We start from the raw sequence: 18,268 nt of genomic DNA on the forward strand, positions 1-18,268 counted from the left end.
TCAGTTTCCTCCTGCGTTGCCTGCTGACGCCGGCACGTTCACCGTCGGGGACGGCTCCTGTCGAACCGGATCCCGTCGAGCTGCAGGTGTGGTGGTCGTCAGTTCGGGACTGATCGGCTCGCCGTAGCGCTCGATCTCGATGTCCTTGAGCTCCTTGCCGCGGGTGTTGGGGGCCCAGACAACCCCGACGATCAGCGAGGCCGTCAGGCAGATCATCAGGATGAGTCCGACCCAGGCCAAACCGGTGGCGGCGAGCAGGGTGGGGAAGAAGTAGCTCAGCAGGCCGGTGGCCGTGCGGACCACGAAGAACATGATGCCCTGGGCGCTGGCCCGGTAAGGGGTCGCGAACAATTCGCTGGCCCAGAGGCTGTAGAAGGCCTGCGCACCGACACCGCTCGAGATGCCCCAGCAGATCGCGAAGATGAGAAGGGTGGTCATGCCGCCGTCGGTGAACAGGACCAGCACGCCCCAGGCGAAGATGCCGGGGATCGCGCCGAGAGCAAAGAGCAGTCGCTGCGACATGTGGTCGGCGAGCCGCATGAAGACGAAGTAGGTCGCGAGCACTGTCATGCCCCAGACCAGCACCTGCAGCAGGTTCTGCTGGACCTCGCTCTCGAGGCCTGCGGTCTCGTAGACGCGCGGCATGAAGATGCCCGCCTGGCCGGCGACGGTGTTCCAGAAGCCGTAGATGCCGATGAGCACGAGTAGTGCGGTGATGTTGACCTTCTTGGAGAACAGGCCGCGCAGTCCTTCGCCTCCCGAGGCGGACGTCTGCGGCGCGTCGACGTTCTCGCGGCCCTCGTCCTTCCAGATCTTCGACTCGACCAGGCCTTGACGGATCCACCAGACCACAGCGGCGACGACGAACAGGTGGAGGAAGATGATCCGTGATCCCAGGAGTCCCAGCGGGGCGAGCGCGGCGGCCAGCGCGAAGCCGACGAGCGGTCCGACCGACCAGGCGAGCTGGGCGGTGCCGACGTGCTTGGCGCGAGCGCCAGAAGGGGCCTGCTCGGCAATGTAGGTCCACGACGCGGGGACGCCGGCGCCGACCGCGATACCGGTGACCACGAACGCGATCATCAGCATTCCGAAGTTCATGGCGAACGCGGCCAGCAGAACGCCGACCATGTAGACGATCAGGTCGTAGGTGTAGATCGCCTTGCGGCCGTAGCGATCACACAGCGGACCGCCGATCGCGGCACCGATCGCGGCACCGAAAGCGTTGGCGCTGAGCGCGGCGAGCAACCCGACGGCGAAGTTGCTGATGCCGAACTCGTCCTGCCAGAAGCCGAGGGTGGTGGCGATGGCGATGATCGAGCCGGCCTCGATGTAGTTGGACATGGCGACCGAGATGGTCGCCTTCCAGCCGGTGGTCTTCTTTGCCCCGATTTTCATGGGGTCTCCTTCAGGGGTTTATGAGATGGGAGGGTACTGCGGCACAAAACGAGGGAAAAACGAGGGAAAAAACGAGGGAAAAAACGAGGGGAGGGTCACGCGAGGTGGAAGTAGTCGTCGAGAACGGTCATGGCGGTGTCTGGATCGGTGCCGGTGTCGAAGTACTGGGCCATCCGGCTCTGCCACTTCTCGTTCACCGCGGTGTTGGCCATCAGCTCGCGGGCCCGGTCGAAATCATCGGTTTCGAGGTATCCGACGACGAGTCCGTCGTCGGGCCGCAGGAACAGCGAGTAGTTCTGCCAGCCGGTCGTGCGCAGGGCCTCGAGCATCTCGGGCCAGACGTCCTGGTGGGCGGCGAGGTAGTCGTCGATGCGGTCTGGTTGCAGATTCATCGTGAAACACACTCTTTGCATGCGGGGCCTGTCGGTGATGAACGTATTTGAAACGTTTCAATTTGTGAGTGGAGTCACGGTAAACCGCCGAATGTGATCGCGTCAAGAGGGACTTTTGAGCCGGCGTCGACGACCGGGGGTGGGGGATATCGGACTTATTTGTCCTGAGCAGCGCAGCAGCGTAAAGTAGATCAACGGTGCACCCGCGCCGGGTTGTTTTCGTGCCCAGATCCGCAGAACTCTGTCGAGTCCTCTGCCAGCTGTCACTCGAATATCCGGGACACGGGCGTGCCATGAAGGTAATCGAACAGAACTGTTCAGGTGTGGTGAACACACCAGAATCGTGGAGGCTATGGCCAAAGAAGGCGCGATCGAGGTCGAGGGTCGAGTTGTCGAACCCCTGCCCAATGCAATGTTCCGCATTGAGCTGGAGAACGGCCACAAGGTGCTCGCCCACATCAGTGGCAAGATGCGGCAGCACTACATCCGCATCCTGCCAGAGGACCGCGTGGTCGTGGAGCTGTCGCCCTACGACCTGACCCGCGGCCGCATCGTTTACCGGTACAAGTAAAGGCTTCCCGGACACCTCCGGGTAAGAACACCAGCTGTGGTGCAGCTTTGCGCTGCGCCTCGGGGCTTTGAAGGAGATCGAGACGTGAAGGTTCAGCCGAGCGTCAAGCCGATCTGCGAGAAGTGCAAGGTGATCCGGCGTAACGGCCGGGTCATGGTGATCTGCGACAACCTGCGTCACAAGCAGCGTCAGGGCTGATCAGCACCCTCGCAAGATCGCTTGCAAGAGCGAGACACAACTGAATACAGGCATGAGAAGACCTTCCAGCACCAGCGGCGATAAACGGATCACCGCCTACCCCCGGCACGGAGGCCGGGGCCCCTCGCAGAGCAGGGGACGGACTGGGAGCAGACCTCCGAGAACCAAAGGAAACGCCACATGGCACGTGTTGCTGGTGTAGACCTCCCGCGCGAAAAGCGCCTGGAGATCGCACTGACTTACATCTATGGAGTTGGTCGTACCACCTCCAAAGAGATCCTTGCCGCGACCGGTCTCAGCGCCGATCTGCGGGCCAAGGATCTCACCGACGAAGACGTTCTGAAGCTTCGCGAGTACCTCGAGGCCTCGGTCAAGGTCGAAGGTGACCTGCGCCGTGAGGTGCAGGCCGACATTCGTCGCAAGATCGAGATCGGCTGCTACCAGGGTCTGCGTCACCGTCGTGGACTGCCTGTCCGTGGACAGCGCACCAAGACCAACGCCCGGACCCGTAAGGGCCCGAAGAAGACCATCGCCGGGAAGAAGAAGTAATCCATGCCTCCTAAGTCACGTAGCGCCGGCCCCAAGAAGGGCACTCGTCGTCGCGAGAAGAAGAACGTCCCGCACGGCAGCGCGCACATCAAGAGCACGTTCAACAACACCATCGTCTCCATCACCGATCCGGCCGGCAATGTCATCGCCTGGGCGTCTTCGGGCCACGTCGGCTTCAAGGGTTCGCGTAAGAGCACCCCGTTCGCCGCGCAGCTCGCCGCCGAGAGTGCTGCCCGCAAGGCGCAGGAACACGGCGTCAAGAAGGTCGACGTCTTCGTGAAGGGCCCGGGTTCGGGCCGCGAGACCGCAATTCGATCACTGCAGGCCGCCGGCCTCGAGGTCGGCACCATTTCCGATGTCACCCCGCAGCCGCACAACGGTTGCCGTCCGCCCAAGCGGCGTCGGGTCTAACGGGAAAGAAGAGGACTAGAAAATGGCTCGTTATACCGGACCCGCAACCCGCAAATCTCGCCGTCTGCGCGTCGACCTCGTCGGCGGAGACCAGGCGTTCGAGCGTCGCCCCTACCCGCCCGGCCAGCATGGCCGCGCGCGGATCAAGGAGAGCGAATACCTGCTCCAGCTGCAGGAGAAGCAGAAGGCCCGCTTCACCTACGGCGTGATGGAAAAGCAGTTCAGTCTCTATTACAAAGAAGCCAACCGTCGCAACGGCAAGACCGGTGACGAGCTTCTGCGTCTGCTCGAGACCCGTCTCGACAACGTCGTGTACCGCGCCGGACTGGCTCGTACCCGTCGTCAGGCCCGTCAGATGGTCAGCCACGGACACCTCACCGTCAACGGTGTGAAGGTCGACGTCCCGAGCTACCGCGTCTCTCGCTACGACATCATCGATGTCCGCCCGAAGTCGTTGCAGACCACGCCGTTCCAGATCGCCAAGGAAATCCAGGGCGATCGTCCGGTGCCGGGCTGGTTGCAGGTCGTGCCCAGCACGCTGCGCATCCTGGTGCACTCGGAGCCTGAGCGCGCACAGATCGACGTGCCGCTGCAGGAACAGCTCATCGTCGAGTTCTACTCCAAGTAGTCCACGAACCAGCCCAGCGCTGATTCGGTTTCCGCGGCAACCGCCGCACAGTTTCATTGTCTAGGGCGTCATATAGCGGGCGTTCAAGAGGAGAAGAAGATACATGCTGATTTCACAGCGACCCACACTGTCCGAAGAGATCATCGCGGAAGACCGCTCGAAGTTCGTCATCGAGCCGCTTGAGCCAGGATTCGGTTACACCCTCGGTAACTCGCTCCGTCGCACCCTGCTCTCGTCGATCCCCGGCGCTGCTGTCACCAGCATCCGGATCGACGGGGTGCTGCACGAGTTCACCACCGTCCCGGGAGTCAAGGAAGATGTCACCGACATCATCCTGAACCTCAAGGGCCTGGTCGTGAGCTCGGAAGAAGACGAGCCGGTCACCATGTACGTGCGCAAGCAGGGACCCGGCGCGGTCACCGGCGCCGACATCGTGCCCCCGGCCGGCGTCACCGTGCACAACCCGGATCTGCACATCGCCACCCTGAACGACAAGGGCAAGTTGGAGATCGAGCTCGTCGTCGAGCGCGGTCGCGGCTATGTCCCCGCCGTCCAGAACAAGGCGTCCGGCGCCGAGATCGGCCGTATCCCGGTCGACTCGATCTACTCGCCGGTGCTCAAGGTCACGTACAAGGTGGAGGCCACCCGCGTCGAGCAGCGCACCGACTTCGATCGGCTCGTTCTCGATGTGGAGACCAAGAACTCCATCACCGCGCGGGACGCGCTGGCCTCGGCCGGCAAGACCCTGGTCGAACTGTTCGGACTCGCTCGTGAGCTCAACGTCGAAGCCGAAGGTGTCGAGATCGGACCCTCGCCCGCCGAGGCCGATCACATCGCATCGTTCAGCCTTCCGATCGAGGACCTGGAACTCACCGTCCGGTCGTACAACTGCCTCAAGCGTGAGGGAGTGCACACCGTCGGCGAGCTCGTGGCCCGCACCGAATCGGATCTCCTCGACATCCGGAACTTCGGCCAGAAGTCGATCGACGAGGTCAAGGTCAAGCTGCACGCGCTCGGCCTGGCACTGAAGGACAGCCCGGCCAGCTTCGATCCGTCCCAGGTGGCCGGATACGACGTTGCCACCGGCACCTGGTCCGACGACGCTGCATTCTCCGACGACGCTGCCGGCGAAGACTTCGCGGAAACCGAACAGCTCTAACCAGACCCCAGCTCACGACCGAGAGGTCGAGAGCGAACCCTAGGAGTTCGAAATGCCCAAGCCCACAAAGGGTACCCGCCTCGGCGGGTCGGCTTCGCACCAGAAAGCGATGCTGGCGAACCTCGCCACCTCGCTCTTCGAGCACGGCCGGATCACCACGACCGAAGCCAAGGCGAAGAAGCTGCGTCCCTACGCGGAGAAGCTGATCACCCACGCGAAGGCCGGTAACCTGGCCCATCGTCGTGAGGTGCTCAAGGACATCCGCAACAAGGACGTCGTGCACACCCTGTTCGCCGAGATCGGCCCGTTCTACGCGGATCGTCCCGGTGGCTACACCCGCATCATCAAGACGCTGCCACGCAAGGGCGACAACGCCCCCATGGCAGTCATCGAACTGGTGAAGGAAAAGACCGCTTCGTCGGAGGCCGACCGCGCGACCCGCGCAGCCGCCTCCAAGAAGAAGGCCGATGAGGCTGTCGTCGAAGCCGATTCGGCTGACGACAACGTGGTCGAGGCCGTGGAGGCCGACGCCACCGATGCCGAGGTCGAGAACGCCGAGGCAGTTGCCGAAGGTCTGACCGATGAGACGACGGCCAAGAGTGCCGCCGAGATCGTCGACGAGGACAAGAAGTAAGACGCCTGCGCGTCAACATTTTCTGGCGAGCCCGTCACCGGTACATCCGGTGGCGGGTTTCGTCATAGTAGAAGGGCCGTTATGCGGTTGCGGATGCAGATCGGCTACGACGGAACCGATTTCGCAGGTTGGGCCAGGCAACCCGGACAGCGGACGGTGTGTGGGGTTCTCGAAGAAGCGCTGAGTACGGTGCTGCGTGAGCCGGTCACCCTCACTGTTGCAGGCCGCACCGACGCGGGCGTTCATGCGACGGGCCAGGCCGCACACTTCGACGTCAGCGAAGCATCGTTTCAGACCCGGTCGATCGCGGGGGATCCGGGAAAGCTGGTGCGCCGACTGGCGAAGATGCTGCCCACCGATGTGCGGGTCAAGGACATCGACGAGGCCCCCGTCGAATTCGATGCGCGGTTCTCCGCGCTCCGCAGACACTACGAATACCGGTTGGCCGATGACCCGTGGGGCGCCGAGCCGGTGTCGGCCCGGACGACCGCGGCGTGGCCTCGCCCGCTGAATGCCGATCTGCTCGAAGAAGCGTCGGGTGTGTTGTTGGGGCTCAACGACTTCGCTGCGTTCTGCCGCCGCCGCGATGGGGCCACCACCGTGCGCGAGCTGCAACATTTCAGCTGGATGCGCGACGACTTCGGGGTCCTCGTTGCGCAGGTCAGCGCCGATGCATTCTGTTGGTCGATGGTGCGTTCACTCGTCGGGGCGGTTGCGACCGTGGGTGAGGGCCGCCGATCAGTGCAGTGGTGTGCGGGACTCCTACAGCAACGTAGCCGCTCGAGTGAGGTCCCGGTGGCGGCGGCATGCGGTCTGAGTCTGGTCGGTGTCGACTACCCGGCCGATAGCAGGTTGGCGCAGCGCAATGCCGTGACCCGCGAAACCCGTACCGCGATCGACCCGAACGGCTGCTGCGGCGACTGACCCCGTCCCGAAAATGGGCTGTTCTGGCGAACAAAACCGCAGGTGGAGTCCGCCAGAACAACACATCATCGGTGCACGGAGTCAGTCTCGCAGTTTGAGTCCGCGGGAATCGCGGACGCTTCCGGTGAAGATCATGATCGCGTCGACGATCACCCAGATGCCCAGCCCCAGCAGGATGATGTAGCCGATCAGGACGATCGCGAGCACCCACCCCGCGATCAGAGCGCACAATTGCCCGATCGCGATGCCGTTGGAGCCGATGTAGAAGCGGCCGGCGCCGAAGCCGCCGAGGAACAGTTGCAACAGACCGGCAACCACTTTCGACTTGTCCGAAAGGGGTTCGCCGGTGTACGGATCGCGTCCGAAGGGCGCGCCCGGATCGCCGGAGAATCCGGCGACAGGGCCGAACCCAGCAGGCCCGTACGTGGGTTGTCCGTAGGGGGCAGGCGCCGGATACATCGGCATCGGTGCCTCGTAGGGTGCCGGGTATCCCGGCGAACCCTGATGTGGCTGGCCGCTCTGCCACTCCGGTTTGCCTGAATTATCGTATGGCCCTGGGTAACTCATCTTTTCACCTTACTGGTCGGCCGGGGGAGATCAGGAACTGGTGTACGGCTCGTTGCGTCTGATCGTGGTCGACGGGAAGTCGTCCGCCACCGTGGCCGCCATCTCCACCAACGCCCGCCGTGTCGGTTTGCCGAGGAGATCGAGGTCGACCTCCGCGCCCTCTGCGAGATGATCGTCGAATGGGATCTGCTGAACCGCGCGGCATCTGGTCAAGAAGTGTGCGCTGAGCTGATCTGTGTCGATGGACGATGCGCCCGGACGTGAGGAGCTCAAGACCACCACTGCACTGCTGACGAGGTGCCCGAAACCGTGTGCCTGAAGCCAGTCGAGCGTGGCCCCCGCACTCCGGGCACCGTCGATCGCCGGTGAGGTGACGAGGATGAGCGCGTTGGCCATATCGAGAACACCGTTCATCGCCGAATGACTCAGGCCGGTACCGCAGTCGGTGATGATGATGTTGTAGAACCGCTGTAGAACGGTCATCACACCGCGGTAGTCGGTTTCGCTGAACGCTTCCGCGACGGCCGGATCGCGCTCTGAGGCAAGAACTTCCAGCCTGCTCGGCGCCTGTGAGGTGTGGGCACGCACATCGGAATAGCGGTAGATCGACTCGTCGGACAGCAGATCGCGCACCGTCGAACGGGTTTGCTGCGGAATCCTCTGGGCAAGTGTGCCCAGGTCGGGATTGGCGTCGACGGCGATCACGCGATCACCCCGCAACGATGCAAAGGTCGAACCCAATCCCACTGTGGTCGTGGTCTTGCCGACCCCGCCCTTGAGGGAGAGCACCGCGATGCGATAGTCGCCGCGGACGGGTTGGTTGACGCGCTCCAGTAATTGTTTGTAGACCAGGTCATCTGGCGACTCACCCGGATTGATGGTGCCCGCGGACAGTTTGTGGACCGTACGCCGCCACCCGCTCGCAGGGGCGCGGCGTGCTTTGCGGAGCAGGGCGACCTCATCGAGACTGGCCGGGCCGTAACCACCGTTGCCATAGGGGGGAGGTTGTCCGTAGCCGGGCTGTTGCAGACCGGGTTGGGGTGGGCCGGGCCGAGATGGATACTGCTGTCCGGGAACAGGTTGCGGCGGCCCGGGCTGCGGCGGGCCCTGCTGGGGAGGTCCGGGTGGTGGGGCATAGGCCGCCGGCGGCGCAAAGCCCTGGCTGTGCCGGGGTTCTGCTGCGAACTGAGCCGGACCGGCCGGTGGCGCGGCGTGGGGAGGCCCTTTGGTGTGCAGGGGGGCGGGTGCGAATGCCGCGCCCGGTGCCTGCGCGGGAATCCCGTAGGGCTGCGGCTGTGGGTACGCAGGTGGTACCTGCGCAGGCGGCCCCTGCTGAGGCGGAGTGGGTTGCGCATCCACCGGCGGAGGTGCGGGGGCGGCCTGACGGTCGGTCGCGGCGGTCCACTGCGGAGGCACGTCGTCAGCACCGTGCCGGGTGGGCTCGGCGTCGGCGTTCGGCAGCGCCGGCGATGGATCTGGCTGTCGCGCTGGGGTTTCCGGTCGTTCGAATTGCGAAAGATCGATGTCGGCGTCGGCCTGCAACCATGGCGGCGGCGCCGGCACATCGGCATTGTTGTAGCTCACGGAACAGCCCCCTGTTGGCACGCTCGGTCTTCTGCGGCAAATCGACGCAGGCAAACTGTGCACTTCTAGCCGCCCCCGACCGTTTGTTAAGGGGAGCATAGACCAAGAGAAGAAGCGGTGAATGTCTGAGCACCACTTCGCCGGTGTTGTGGGTATCCTCTCCAGCCAGGGGTCGAACAAGGGGGGACATCCATGGCTGCGGCGACTTCGCGCACCGGGACCATCACAGTGGTGACGACAGATCAGGGCTTGCCGACGGCGGTTCGGCTCGAGTCGACGGAGTTACGCAAAGATCCGTCGGCCCTGGCCGCAGAGGTGCTACGGCTGTGTCAGCAGGCTGCCATGCACGCGGGGGTGGCGCGTCGCGAGGAGCTCAGGGCAAGCGGCGTGAGCTCCGACATCATCGACCACATGAACCTGCCGAGGGCCGACGATCTGGCGCGGGCCGAGTATCAGGACGACGCCGACGCGAGCGCGCCGAGCAGTTGGATGAGGTCGGTATGAGTTGGGCGATGGATGAACTGGAGGCCAGGGCCCGGCGGCAACTCGACGGACTGCACGAGGTCAACGAGCGCCTGGCCGCGATCTCGGCGCGTGAGACATCGCCGGGCGATCACGTCACCGCGGAAGTCGACGGGGTGGGGACGCTGACCGGGTTGTGGTTCGCGCCGTCTGCGCTGACCCTGGGCTCCGATGCGCTCGGTGAGCTGATCGTGGCTACTGCCGGGGTCGCAGCAGGTCGGGCATTCGCCCGCCGTGCGGCGATACTCGAGGACTTCAACACCTCGTTCGCCGAACTCGTCGACTCGCGTCCGGCATCACTGACATCGACTCCGTCGACGCGGGGAACCGGATCGGGGTCGTAGGCGTCAGATACGTCAGATGCCGCAGCCGGGGGTCTGGCACGCCGGCATCTGCGAACCAGTTCGTGAGTAATTCCAGGTTCACACCACATGGGGGAAGAATGTCCGAGATCACCGCGGTACCAGCCGCGATAGAGGCTTACGCAGACACCGCCGCGGTGATGTCCGCCGCGGTGGCCACCGCCGGGTCGATCAACGCGGCTGCCAATGTCGCGACGATGGTTCCGGTGTTCGGACTCATCGGCCAGGAGTTCCTGCTCGCTTTCGCGCAGGCGCAGGCCAGCCACCTGCTCGCGGTGGGTCAGCTCGCGGCCGTGCACGCGGGGACCGCAGCCGCCGCCCTGGCGACAGCCGCCGAGTTCACCGAGACCGACGACGGAGCGGGCAGCCAGTTCAGGGCCATCGAGTCAGCGCTGTAGCGACCGGTCGGGGGACCACGTGAGCACACCGAACTTCACACCGAATCCTGTGGCGGCGCCGCTGGATCCGACCATCCGCGAACTCGTCGAGTCGAGTCCGCTGGGTCCGATCCTGGATACACCGGTCAGCAAGGTCCTCGCGGATCTCGGCCTGCCCGGCCTACCGGAATTGTCGGCCATGCCGCCACTGCCGGGTCTTCCGCCGCTGCCGCCACTCGATCTGAGTGTGTTGATCAAGCCGATCACCGACCTGCTCGGTGGCTTCGGGACAGGCAATCTCGGTGGGGGAGATCTTGATCCGACGATGATCCTCGAGGGCCTGTCGCAGATACTAGAGATGTCCATGGGGATGGGCTCGGGCGCACTCGAGGCTCTCGACCAGGTGTGGACCGGGCAGGCGGCCGCGGCCACCACGGTCAAGGGCGCGCAGGCAGGCGCTGACACCGCGGCGTTGTCCACCCAGGGCGGGGTGATGTCGATCGACACCCAGGGCGCCGCCGCGATCGTGGGCACCGGGCTGTCCCTGGTCCAGGGGATCATCGCCAAGACGATCGGGATCATCGCCGCGTCGGCGCCGATCCTGGTGACACCACCGGGTCAGGCGCTCGCGCTGGGCGTCGCGGCCGAGGGGCTCGCCGAGGCAACCGCTGTGGTCACGGCCACGCGGGCCCAACTTCTCGCACCCACGAGCCACATGGTGTTGAACGGGCAGCCCGTCCCGGTGACGGGTGCCCCCGCCGCCGGACCCTCGCCCTTCTCCATCGCGAGCACAGTGCTCGACGGGGTCGGTAAGCCGATGGTCACCGGGGTAAGCAAACTCGGCACCATGACCAGTTCAGCGGGTGGCCAACTCCTGAAAAGCCATGAGGCTCAACTGAAGAGTGCGTATGCCACCAAAAACGGTGAACTGGCGACAACAGTTCCTGCCGGACTCGCGGGTCTGCGGGGTGCAGGTGGCGGTGGCGGTGGTGGCGGCGGCTCGGGGCCCGGCGGCGGTGGTGGACCAAGTCCGCTCAGTGCACGGACGGCGCCGGGTTTGATGAGTGGGCCGAGCCCGGAGGGGGCGGGAGGGCCATCGAATCGCAATCAGAGCACCGTCGTGCCCGCCGGAATGGGTGGTCCGATGGCTCCGATGGGCGCGATGGGAGCCGGACGCGGCGCCGGCGAGTCGGATGATCAGCACGAGACCGCCGACTACCTGGTGACCGAGCTCAACGGGAGCCGCATCATCGGGGAGATCTCAGATGTCGCACCTGCCGTGATCGGCGAGACGCAGACAACTGACCCTGCGCCGTCGCCGGATGTGCGGCTGCGGCTGGGTCCACCGGCCCGCGATCACGAAGTCTGACCAATCAAAATTTCTGACCTGAAAGCAACGGGGAGCAACAGTGGGCAGCGATCAATTGAATGTGGATTCCGACGAGTTGTTGAGGGCGGCCATCGAATTGGACACGCTCGCCGACGGATTGGAGGTAACGCTGGCGCAGGAGAAGCCGAACTTATCGGTCGATCCGGCGGGGCGCGACGAGGTATCGGTTGCGGCGGCCACCACCTTGTCTGCGGTCGCCGAGACGTTTGTCGGGGGTGCCTCTGTAGGCGTGCACGAGCTCCGGAAGATCGCCGCAGTACTGCGTGCGCAGGCCGTCGGATACCGGGGGGCCGAGGAGACGATCGAGGAGGCCTTCCGCCTCTGATCAGGCGGTGAGGACAGACGATGACAGGTTTCACGAATGTGGTCTGGCAGGCCAGACCGACCGAGCAGTTGGCGAAGGATCTCGGCGACGGCGCCGGGGTGGGTTCGTTGGCAGATGCCGGTGCCGGCTGGACCCGGTTGTCGGTAGTCCTCGCCGACTCCGGTGCCGACTATCTGAGAATCATGGCCAGGCTGGGTATTTCGTGGGAATCGGCGCACTCCGATCACGCGTTCGCAAAGCTCGGGGCACTGGCACCGTGGTTCGTCGATGCGGCCACGGCCGCGGCAGACAATGCCGGACGGGTGGCGGCTCAGTGCGCGGCCACCACAGTCGCCCGGCTCGCCATGCCGAATCTCCCCGAGATCGAGGTCACCAAAGGGGTGCGGGACACGGCCGCGGCGGTGGGAGCAGCGCTGGGCAGCCCCATCGGGGGTGTGGCAGCCGACGCCGAACGTGCCCTGCACGACCAGAAGCAACGAGCTGCCCGCGTGATGGAGGCCTACGAGTCGGCGTCGGAGCCACTGGCCCGTCCATGGACGGAAACCCTTCCGCCGGAGATCGTCTCGTCCGTAGCACTGACATCGGAGGAGGCTTCCCGGCAGCACCGCTCCGTGCCCGAGGCGCCGGTGTCGCCGACGGTGCCAGGTGGATCGGTGGGAATGGGGCCTGTGGCGATGCCGGTCACCGTCGCCGCGCCTCGCGAGAAATCGCGATTCGCGGCCACGGTGGTGGCGGGGTCGAGTGTCGGGCCGATCGTCGCGGAGCCAGCGGCCTCCACCACAGCGCCCAGGCCGGCGTCTCCGCTTCCGCCGATGGCTCCGATGGTGGGCGGTCTCGTGCCGAACAGCGAAACACCCATACGTCAACCGCGTTCGGTTCCGTCGGCGGGTATCGACCCCGCCGGAACCGAGACCGCGAACACCGCGATCGACTGGGCTCATTTCGATCAACCTGCAGCCGCCGCCGTCGAGCATTCTGATCCCCGGTACAGCAGCGGTGTGCTCGATCTGCATACGAACACATCGATTCCCGCCGTGCTCGGCGCCGGGGACCAGGACCGGTGAGCGACATGTGGACGATGGAGACCGCGCCCGGTTATGAGCTGACCGACGACCACCTGGATCATCTCGGAATGCTTCTCGGGCATCAGACGTGGCCTCTGGTCTTGGCCATCGAACCCGGGTACGAGTATGTCTCGGCGCGTGATGCCGCACTGTCGTCGGCCGTCGACGAACTGACCTCACTGGGGATTCTGTGCGACGACCCGCATGCACACCGAGGCGTGGCCGAACCACTGGCGGATGCGCTGTCGATACTCGCCAATCCGGAGATGCTGATCGAGACAAGGGTTTTCGGTTCCGAAGGATGTGCGCGGTCGTGTCTCGCCCGGCAGGGTCCCAGACATGTACTGGCCAGGCGCACGGGCGTGGGTGTCGAGGTCCGAGAAGTACCCGTTCACTCCGTGAGGGATGTGGGTGCCATCGTCACGAAGCACCTCGGGGTGGCGGATACATCGGCCCTCCCGGCGTTCAGCGCTCCGGCCGGCGAATTGCGTGTACGACTCGATCGCGCACGGTCCGCGGCGGACTACTCGGATGCGTTGCACGCCATGGGCGCAGGCGATCAGGTGGCCGCAGGCTACGCCGCCGCGTTCGAATCGTGCACAGCCCATGCCGAGATCGTTGCCATCGAGTCAGGGCAGGGGCGGACGGTTCGATCCGCCGGTGCCGTCGCGATATACGACACCGCGCGTGGTCGGATTCTCGCCGGCCCGAGCACGTCGCCGGACGGACGGATCTGGACGACGTTGTCGGGCGGTAGCCCACACAAGATTTCTCAGGCAGTCGAGCTTCTCGTGGAAACACTGCCGTCGGGGAGGTGGTTGCCGTGATCCGAAGGGCACGGGCGGGCGCAGGTCGCGAAATCGATCTTCGTTCGCCGCGTCTGCGGGGGCGGAACCAGACGTTAGATCCGTGGACATCATCTGATGCCGCGGCAGCCATACAAGAAGGGGAAGAAAGATGACCAACGGTCTCGAACTCGACGTCTCGGCCGGCCTGGCCTCGACAAAATCGGTGGGGGACATCGTCGCCGACATGGGTACGGTTCTCGCCCGTATCACGGCCGACGCCGACGAAGCGCTCGCTCTGTGGAAGGGCAATGCCAGCGGTGCATTCCAGAACGCGGTGACCGCCTGGAAAGACGAGGCAACCCAGCTGCAGACGGCTCTCGAAGGTCTCAAGACCTCGCTGTCCACCGGTTTCAACGGCTACGACGCCGAAGACCAGGACACCGCGGGCACCTTCAACAACGTCTCGGGTGGCTCGGGCCTCCGCCTGTAGAGCCTCCGCCTTCAGAGCGACCGCTCGTAGACACCCGACCACCACACACTCATATCGAGAGGACCTACCCATGAGCATCATCCAGTACAACTACCCGCGGATGGAAGAGCTGGCCGCACAGTTGAACAGCAACTTCAACCAGCTGGAGCATCTGGCGACCACTCTGAAGTCAGAAGTTGCCCGGCTGCACGAGAATTGGCAGTCACAGCAGGCCTCACAGGCGTACGGCTCGGCTCAGCAGACCTGGGATACCAGCTTCACCGACTCCCGCACCCTGCTGACCGCGCTGTCGTCGAAGGTGACGGAAGCGTCGACCAACATGCAGGCAGCGGATCAGCGGACGGCCGGCTACTTCAGCTGACCACCCGTACCACCCGAAACCCGTCGAAGTGTTGCTTCGGCGGGTTTCGGCGTCTGACGGGCTGTCGGTTCGCGACGGACGGAAGCGCGTTTGAAGTCGCTCGGCGCGGGGGATACGACTCGCGTCCTGTGATTGCCTAACAGTTACCCTTCCGGTCCGATAGTTTCGCATGCAGACCCTGCGCACCCCGCAGCGTCTTCCCGTCAAGTGAGGAGCTGTAGTGAGCAATCCGCTGACACGGACAAAATCCGTTGAGCAATCCATGGCTGACACCGAAGAACCCGGTTCACAGCTGAAGAAGAGTTTGACCTGGTGGGACCTCACCGTTTTCGGTGTCTCCGTCGTCATCGGCGCCGGTATATTCACCATCACCGCGTCGACTGCTGGAGACAAGGCCGGCCCGGCGATCTCGCTGTCGTTCGTGATGGCCGCCATCGCCTGTGCGCTGGCGGCACTCTGTTACGCCGAGTTCGCCTCCACGGTCCCGGTGGCCGGATCGGCCTACACCTTCGGTTACGCCACGTTTGGTGAGTTCTTGGCGTGGATCCTCGGCTGGGACCTCATCCTCGAGTTCGCGGTCGGATCCGCGGTGGTCTCCAAGGGATGGTCCAGCTATCTCGGAACGGTCTTCGGGTTCTCCGGGGGCACAGTGGAAGTCGCCGGTCTGGACGTCGACTGGGGTGCGCTCGTCATCGTCACGGTGATCACGACGCTGCTGGTTCTCGGTACCAAGCTGTCGTCGACGTTCAGCGCGGTGGTCACGACCATCAAGGTCGCCGTCGTGCTGCTGGTCATCGTCGTGGGCTTCTTCTACATCAAGGCCGACAACTACAAACCGTTCATCCCCGAGTCGCAACCCTCCGATTCCGGAGGCAAATCGGTGGATTCCACTCTGTTCTCACTCATCACAGGCGGCGGCGACTCAAATTACGGCTGGTACGGCGTCCTCGCGGCGGCATCCATCGTGTTCTTCGCGTTCATCGGCTTCGATGTGGTCGCCACGACCGCGGAGGAGACGAAGAATCCGAGAAAGGATGTCCCGCGCGGAATCCTGGGTTCCCTGGCCATCGTCACCGTCCTGTACATCCTGGTCACGGTCGTGGTGACCGGCATGCTCAACTACAAGGAACTCGCGACTTCGGCGGGTGACGGAGAACCGAAGAATCTGGCTTACGCGTTCGGTGAGAACGGTGTGACCTGGGCCGAGAAGGTGATCTCGATCGGTGCGCTGGCGGGTCTGACCACGGTCGTCATGGTGTTGATGCTCGGTCAATCTCGGGTGCTCTTCGCGATGGCCCGAGACGGCCTGCTGCCCCGGGGGCTCTCCAAGACCAGCAAGTTCGGAACCCCGGCCCGAATCCAGATCATCGTAGGTGTTGCGGTCGCGGTCGTCGCGGCGTTCTTCCCGATCGACAAGCTCGAAGAGATGGTCAACGTGGGCACCCTGTTCGCCTTCGTCGTCGTGGCCGCCGGCGTGATCGTGCTGCGCAAGACCCGGCCCGACCTGCAGCGAGGCTTCTCGGTGCCCTGGATGCCGGTGATCCCGATTCTTGCGATCATCTCGTGCGTCTGGCTGATGCTGAACCTGTCGGCTCTGACCTGGATCCGCTTCGTGATCTGGATGGTCATCGGTGTTGTCGTCTACTTCGCGTACAGCCAGCGGCACTCGCTGGTCGGCAAACGCGAGCGCGGCGAGATGTCAGACGAGGTCGGCGACGCGACGCGTGCCGCAAATCTCGAAAAACGCGGCGAAGGCTGACCTTCCCCACGGCCCCGAAGGGCCCCCGCCCGAGGTATCTCCTCCGGCAGGGGCCCTTCTTTGTGAACTGGGGCACTTTACAAACTAGCTCATATGTATAGACAGGCGACGAAGATGGCGGTACTGTCCATAACAGGTTCCAGTTAGTCGTGTTCGATTCCGCAAGGAGGCAGTTGATGAGCACCGATCTCACGACCGGGGGTGCCGGTGGCACCGACACCGGGCCGGCGCCCGAGCAGTGGCGCGACAAGAAGCGCCACCTATGGCTGTTGGGTCTCGTCCCGCCGACCGCACTCTTCCTCGCAACCGCGTTGGTCGCCGGGTTCAATGGGCTCGGACTCGACGCGGTATCGCCGGTCTGGTGGTGGATCGGGCCTATGCTCGTCTACGTCCTGCTGCCGATCCTCGATGTGTTCTTCGGCCCGGACGGCCAGAACCCGCCCGAGGAACTCATGGAGCAGTTGGAGAACGACAAGTACTACCGCTATTGCACGTACGTCTACATCCCGTTCCAGCTGGCCAGCCTGATCTTTGCCTGCTACCTCTGGACCGCCAGCGATCTGAGTTGGCTGGGGATCGACGGCGGTCTGGGGATCGTCTCCAAGCTGGGGATCGCGCTGTCGATCGGCGTCATGGGCGGCATCGGGATCAACACCGCCCACGAATTGGGTCACAAAAAGGATTCACTCGAGCGCTGGTTGTCGAAGGTCACTCTGGCGCAGACGTTTTACGGTCACTTCTACATAGAGCACAACCGCGGCCACCATGTGCGGGTGGCGACTCCGGAGGACCCGGCCAGCGCAAAGTACGGAGAGACCTTCTGGGCCTTCCTGCCGCGCAGCGTGTGGGGGAGCCTGAAGTCGTCGTGGAAGCTCGAACGAACCCGGATGCAGCGACTCGATCACTCGGTGTGGAACATCCGAAACGACGTGCTCAATGCGTGGCTGATGTCCGTCGTCCTGTGGGGTGTCCTCGCGGCCGTCTTCGGCTGGCAGATCTTGCCGTTCATGGTGATTCAGGCCATCTACGGTTTCAGCCTGCTGGAGACGGTGAACTATCTCGAGCACTACGGACTGCTCCGGCAGAAGACCGAGAGCGGTCGGTATGTCCGGGCGGCCCCGGAGCACAGCTGGAACTCCGATCACATCTGCACCAACATCTTTCTCTATCACCTGCAACGGCACAGCGATCATCACGCCAATCCGACCCGGCGCTACCAGACGCTTCGGAGTTTTGACGAGGCCCCGAGTCTGCCGAGCGGCTACGCAAGCATGATCACGCTGGCCTACTTCCCGCCGATCTGGCGAAAAGTGATGGATCACAGAGTGATCGAGCACTACGCCGGCGACCTCTCGAGGGCCAACATCGTGCCCCGCCGGCGCGAGAAGATCTTGGCGAGGCACGCGGGCGGTGCACGGTGAGCGCCTTTGGCTGTCCGGTCTGCGACTACGTCTACGACGAGGCCGCCGGAGCTCCCCGCGAGGGGTTCTCACCCGGGACCAGCTGGCAGGACGTGCCCGACGACTGGCCATGCCCTGACTGTGGTGTCCGCGAGAAGGTCGACTTCGAGCCGAGAACTTAAGGAGAAGCAGTGAACTACAAGCTGTACGTCTGCATGCAGTGCGGGTTCGAGTACGACGAGGAAAAGGGTTGGCCGGAAGACGGCATCGCCCCCGGGACCCGGTGGGATGACATCCCGGACGACTGGAGCTGCCCGGACTGCGGGGCGGCCAAGGCGGACTTCTACATGGAGGAGGTCACCCGCTCGTGACCGGAGACGCAGCGCAGCGGAGCTCGACCAGGTGACCGCTACGCTGG

At 64.4% G+C, this 18,268-nt stretch carries 25 protein-coding genes; 21 read left to right on the forward strand and 4 right to left on the reverse strand.

The window, feature by feature from the left end; all coding sequences use genetic code 11:
- Complete coding sequence (locus BFL43_RS25325) at positions 1-1,395, reverse strand: MFS transporter (protein ID WP_240498478.1); 1,395 nt, start codon at positions 1,393-1,395, stop codon at positions 1-3.
- Positions 1,396-1,490: 95 nt separating this feature from the next.
- Positions 1,491-1,808 carry an L-rhamnose mutarotase gene (locus tag BFL43_RS25330; RefSeq protein WP_084895923.1) on the reverse strand — a complete coding sequence of 106 codons (318 nt, stop codon included), beginning with the start codon at positions 1,806-1,808 and terminating at the stop codon, positions 1,491-1,493.
- Between the two features lie 331 nt (positions 1,809-2,139).
- Between BFL43_RS25330 and infA the strand changes: the two genes are divergently transcribed.
- The 8 genes from infA to truA all read left to right on the forward strand — a co-directional run bounded on the left by infA (position 2,140) and on the right by truA (position 6,861).
- The gene (infA, locus tag BFL43_RS25335) at positions 2,140-2,358 is read left to right on the forward strand and encodes a translation initiation factor IF-1 (RefSeq protein WP_020109371.1); all 219 of its coding nucleotides are present in this window, start codon (positions 2,140-2,142) and stop codon (positions 2,356-2,358) included.
- 84 nt (positions 2,359-2,442) lie between these two features.
- Positions 2,443-2,556: a 50S ribosomal protein L36 gene (gene rpmJ / locus BFL43_RS25340; protein ID WP_040515091.1), complete on the forward strand. Its 114-nt coding sequence runs from the start codon at positions 2,443-2,445 to the stop codon at positions 2,554-2,556.
- Between the two features lie 180 nt (positions 2,557-2,736).
- Positions 2,737-3,105: a 30S ribosomal protein S13 gene (gene rpsM / locus BFL43_RS25345; protein ID WP_084835438.1), complete on the forward strand. Its 369-nt coding sequence runs from the start codon at positions 2,737-2,739 to the stop codon at positions 3,103-3,105.
- A 3-nt stretch (positions 3,106-3,108) separates the two neighbouring features.
- Positions 3,109-3,516, forward strand: coding sequence for a 30S ribosomal protein S11 (rpsK, locus tag BFL43_RS25350; protein WP_084835439.1), 408 nt, complete (start codon positions 3,109-3,111; stop codon positions 3,514-3,516).
- A 22-nt stretch (positions 3,517-3,538) separates the two neighbouring features.
- A complete protein-coding gene (gene rpsD, locus BFL43_RS25355; protein ID WP_084835440.1) occupies positions 3,539-4,144 on the forward strand; it encodes a 30S ribosomal protein S4 in 606 nt (201 codons plus the stop codon).
- A 103-nt stretch (positions 4,145-4,247) separates the two neighbouring features.
- Positions 4,248-5,303, forward strand: a complete 1,056-nt coding sequence (locus BFL43_RS25360; RefSeq protein WP_084835441.1) for a DNA-directed RNA polymerase subunit alpha — start codon at positions 4,248-4,250, stop codon at positions 5,301-5,303.
- Between the two features lie 52 nt (positions 5,304-5,355).
- Positions 5,356-5,937: a 50S ribosomal protein L17 gene (rplQ, locus tag BFL43_RS25365; protein WP_084835442.1), complete on the forward strand. Its 582-nt coding sequence runs from the start codon at positions 5,356-5,358 to the stop codon at positions 5,935-5,937.
- 81 nt (positions 5,938-6,018) lie between these two features.
- On the forward strand, positions 6,019-6,861 hold the full coding sequence (truA, locus tag BFL43_RS25370; protein WP_084895924.1) for a tRNA pseudouridine(38-40) synthase TruA: 843 nt from the start codon (positions 6,019-6,021) through the stop codon (positions 6,859-6,861).
- 81 nt (positions 6,862-6,942) lie between these two features.
- On the opposite strand, the gene BFL43_RS25375 is transcribed toward truA, so the two are convergent.
- Together BFL43_RS25375 and BFL43_RS25380 are read right to left on the reverse strand one after the other, a co-directional pair.
- On the reverse strand, positions 6,943-7,428 hold the full coding sequence (locus BFL43_RS25375) for a TM2 domain-containing protein (protein ID WP_084895926.1): 486 nt from the start codon (positions 7,426-7,428) through the stop codon (positions 6,943-6,945).
- Positions 7,429-7,458: 30 nt separating this feature from the next.
- On the reverse strand, positions 7,459-9,012 hold the full coding sequence (locus tag BFL43_RS25380; protein WP_143695553.1) for a MinD/ParA family protein: 1,554 nt from the start codon (positions 9,010-9,012) through the stop codon (positions 7,459-7,461).
- A gap of 192 nt (positions 9,013-9,204) precedes the next feature.
- On the opposite strand from BFL43_RS25380, the gene BFL43_RS25385 reads away from it, so the two are divergent.
- The 13 genes from BFL43_RS25385 to BFL43_RS25460 all read left to right on the forward strand — a co-directional run bounded on the left by BFL43_RS25385 (position 9,205) and on the right by BFL43_RS25460 (position 18,221).
- The gene (locus tag BFL43_RS25385; protein ID WP_084895930.1) at positions 9,205-9,516 is read left to right on the forward strand and encodes a hypothetical protein; all 312 of its coding nucleotides are present in this window, start codon (positions 9,205-9,207) and stop codon (positions 9,514-9,516) included.
- On the forward strand, positions 9,513-9,878 hold the full coding sequence (locus BFL43_RS25390) for a YbaB/EbfC family nucleoid-associated protein (protein ID WP_084895932.1): 366 nt from the start codon (positions 9,513-9,515) through the stop codon (positions 9,876-9,878). The genes BFL43_RS25385 and BFL43_RS25390 overlap by 4 nt, the downstream gene beginning before the upstream one ends.
- Positions 9,879-9,976: 98 nt before the next feature.
- On the forward strand, positions 9,977-10,294 hold the full coding sequence (locus BFL43_RS25395) for a type VII secretion target (RefSeq protein WP_084895934.1): 318 nt from the start codon (positions 9,977-9,979) through the stop codon (positions 10,292-10,294).
- A gap of 19 nt (positions 10,295-10,313) precedes the next feature.
- Positions 10,314-11,642: a hypothetical protein gene (locus BFL43_RS28720; protein WP_240498480.1), complete on the forward strand. Its 1,329-nt coding sequence runs from the start codon at positions 10,314-10,316 to the stop codon at positions 11,640-11,642.
- Between the two features lie 40 nt (positions 11,643-11,682).
- Positions 11,683-11,988 (forward strand): PE family protein, encoded by a 306-nt coding sequence (locus tag BFL43_RS25420; protein WP_084895944.1) that lies wholly within the window; start codon positions 11,683-11,685, stop codon positions 11,986-11,988.
- A 20-nt stretch (positions 11,989-12,008) separates the two neighbouring features.
- Positions 12,009-13,052 carry a PPE domain-containing protein gene (locus BFL43_RS25425; RefSeq protein ID WP_084895946.1) on the forward strand — a complete coding sequence of 348 codons (1,044 nt, stop codon included), beginning with the start codon at positions 12,009-12,011 and terminating at the stop codon, positions 13,050-13,052.
- Between the two features lie 5 nt (positions 13,053-13,057).
- A complete protein-coding gene (locus tag BFL43_RS25430) occupies positions 13,058-13,879 on the forward strand; it encodes an ESX secretion-associated protein EspG (RefSeq protein ID WP_240498496.1) in 822 nt (273 codons plus the stop codon).
- Positions 13,880-14,009: 130 nt separating this feature from the next.
- Positions 14,010-14,330 (forward strand): WXG100 family type VII secretion target, encoded by a 321-nt coding sequence (locus tag BFL43_RS25435; protein ID WP_084895950.1) that lies wholly within the window; start codon positions 14,010-14,012, stop codon positions 14,328-14,330.
- Between the two features lie 70 nt (positions 14,331-14,400).
- Positions 14,401-14,691 (forward strand): WXG100 family type VII secretion target, encoded by a 291-nt coding sequence (locus BFL43_RS25440; RefSeq protein WP_084895952.1) that lies wholly within the window; start codon positions 14,401-14,403, stop codon positions 14,689-14,691.
- 220 nt (positions 14,692-14,911) lie between these two features.
- Positions 14,912-16,450, forward strand: a complete 1,539-nt coding sequence (locus BFL43_RS25445; protein ID WP_206186747.1) for an amino acid permease — start codon at positions 14,912-14,914, stop codon at positions 16,448-16,450.
- Positions 16,451-16,626: 176 nt separating this feature from the next.
- Complete coding sequence (locus BFL43_RS25450; protein ID WP_084895956.1) at positions 16,627-17,871, forward strand: alkane 1-monooxygenase; 1,245 nt, start codon at positions 16,627-16,629, stop codon at positions 17,869-17,871.
- Positions 17,868-18,032, forward strand: coding sequence for a rubredoxin (locus BFL43_RS25455; RefSeq protein ID WP_084895958.1), 165 nt, complete (start codon positions 17,868-17,870; stop codon positions 18,030-18,032). Before BFL43_RS25450 ends, BFL43_RS25455 begins: the two co-directional genes overlap by 4 nt.
- Before the next feature lie 9 nt (positions 18,033-18,041).
- A complete protein-coding gene (locus BFL43_RS25460) occupies positions 18,042-18,221 on the forward strand; it encodes a rubredoxin (RefSeq protein WP_030164608.1) in 180 nt (59 codons plus the stop codon).
- The last annotated feature ends 47 nt before the right edge of the window (positions 18,222-18,268 follow it).

Origin of the sequence: Williamsia sp. 1135, assembly GCF_002095395.1 — a bacterium.
Lineage (GTDB): Bacteria > Actinomycetota > Actinomycetes > Mycobacteriales > Mycobacteriaceae > Williamsia.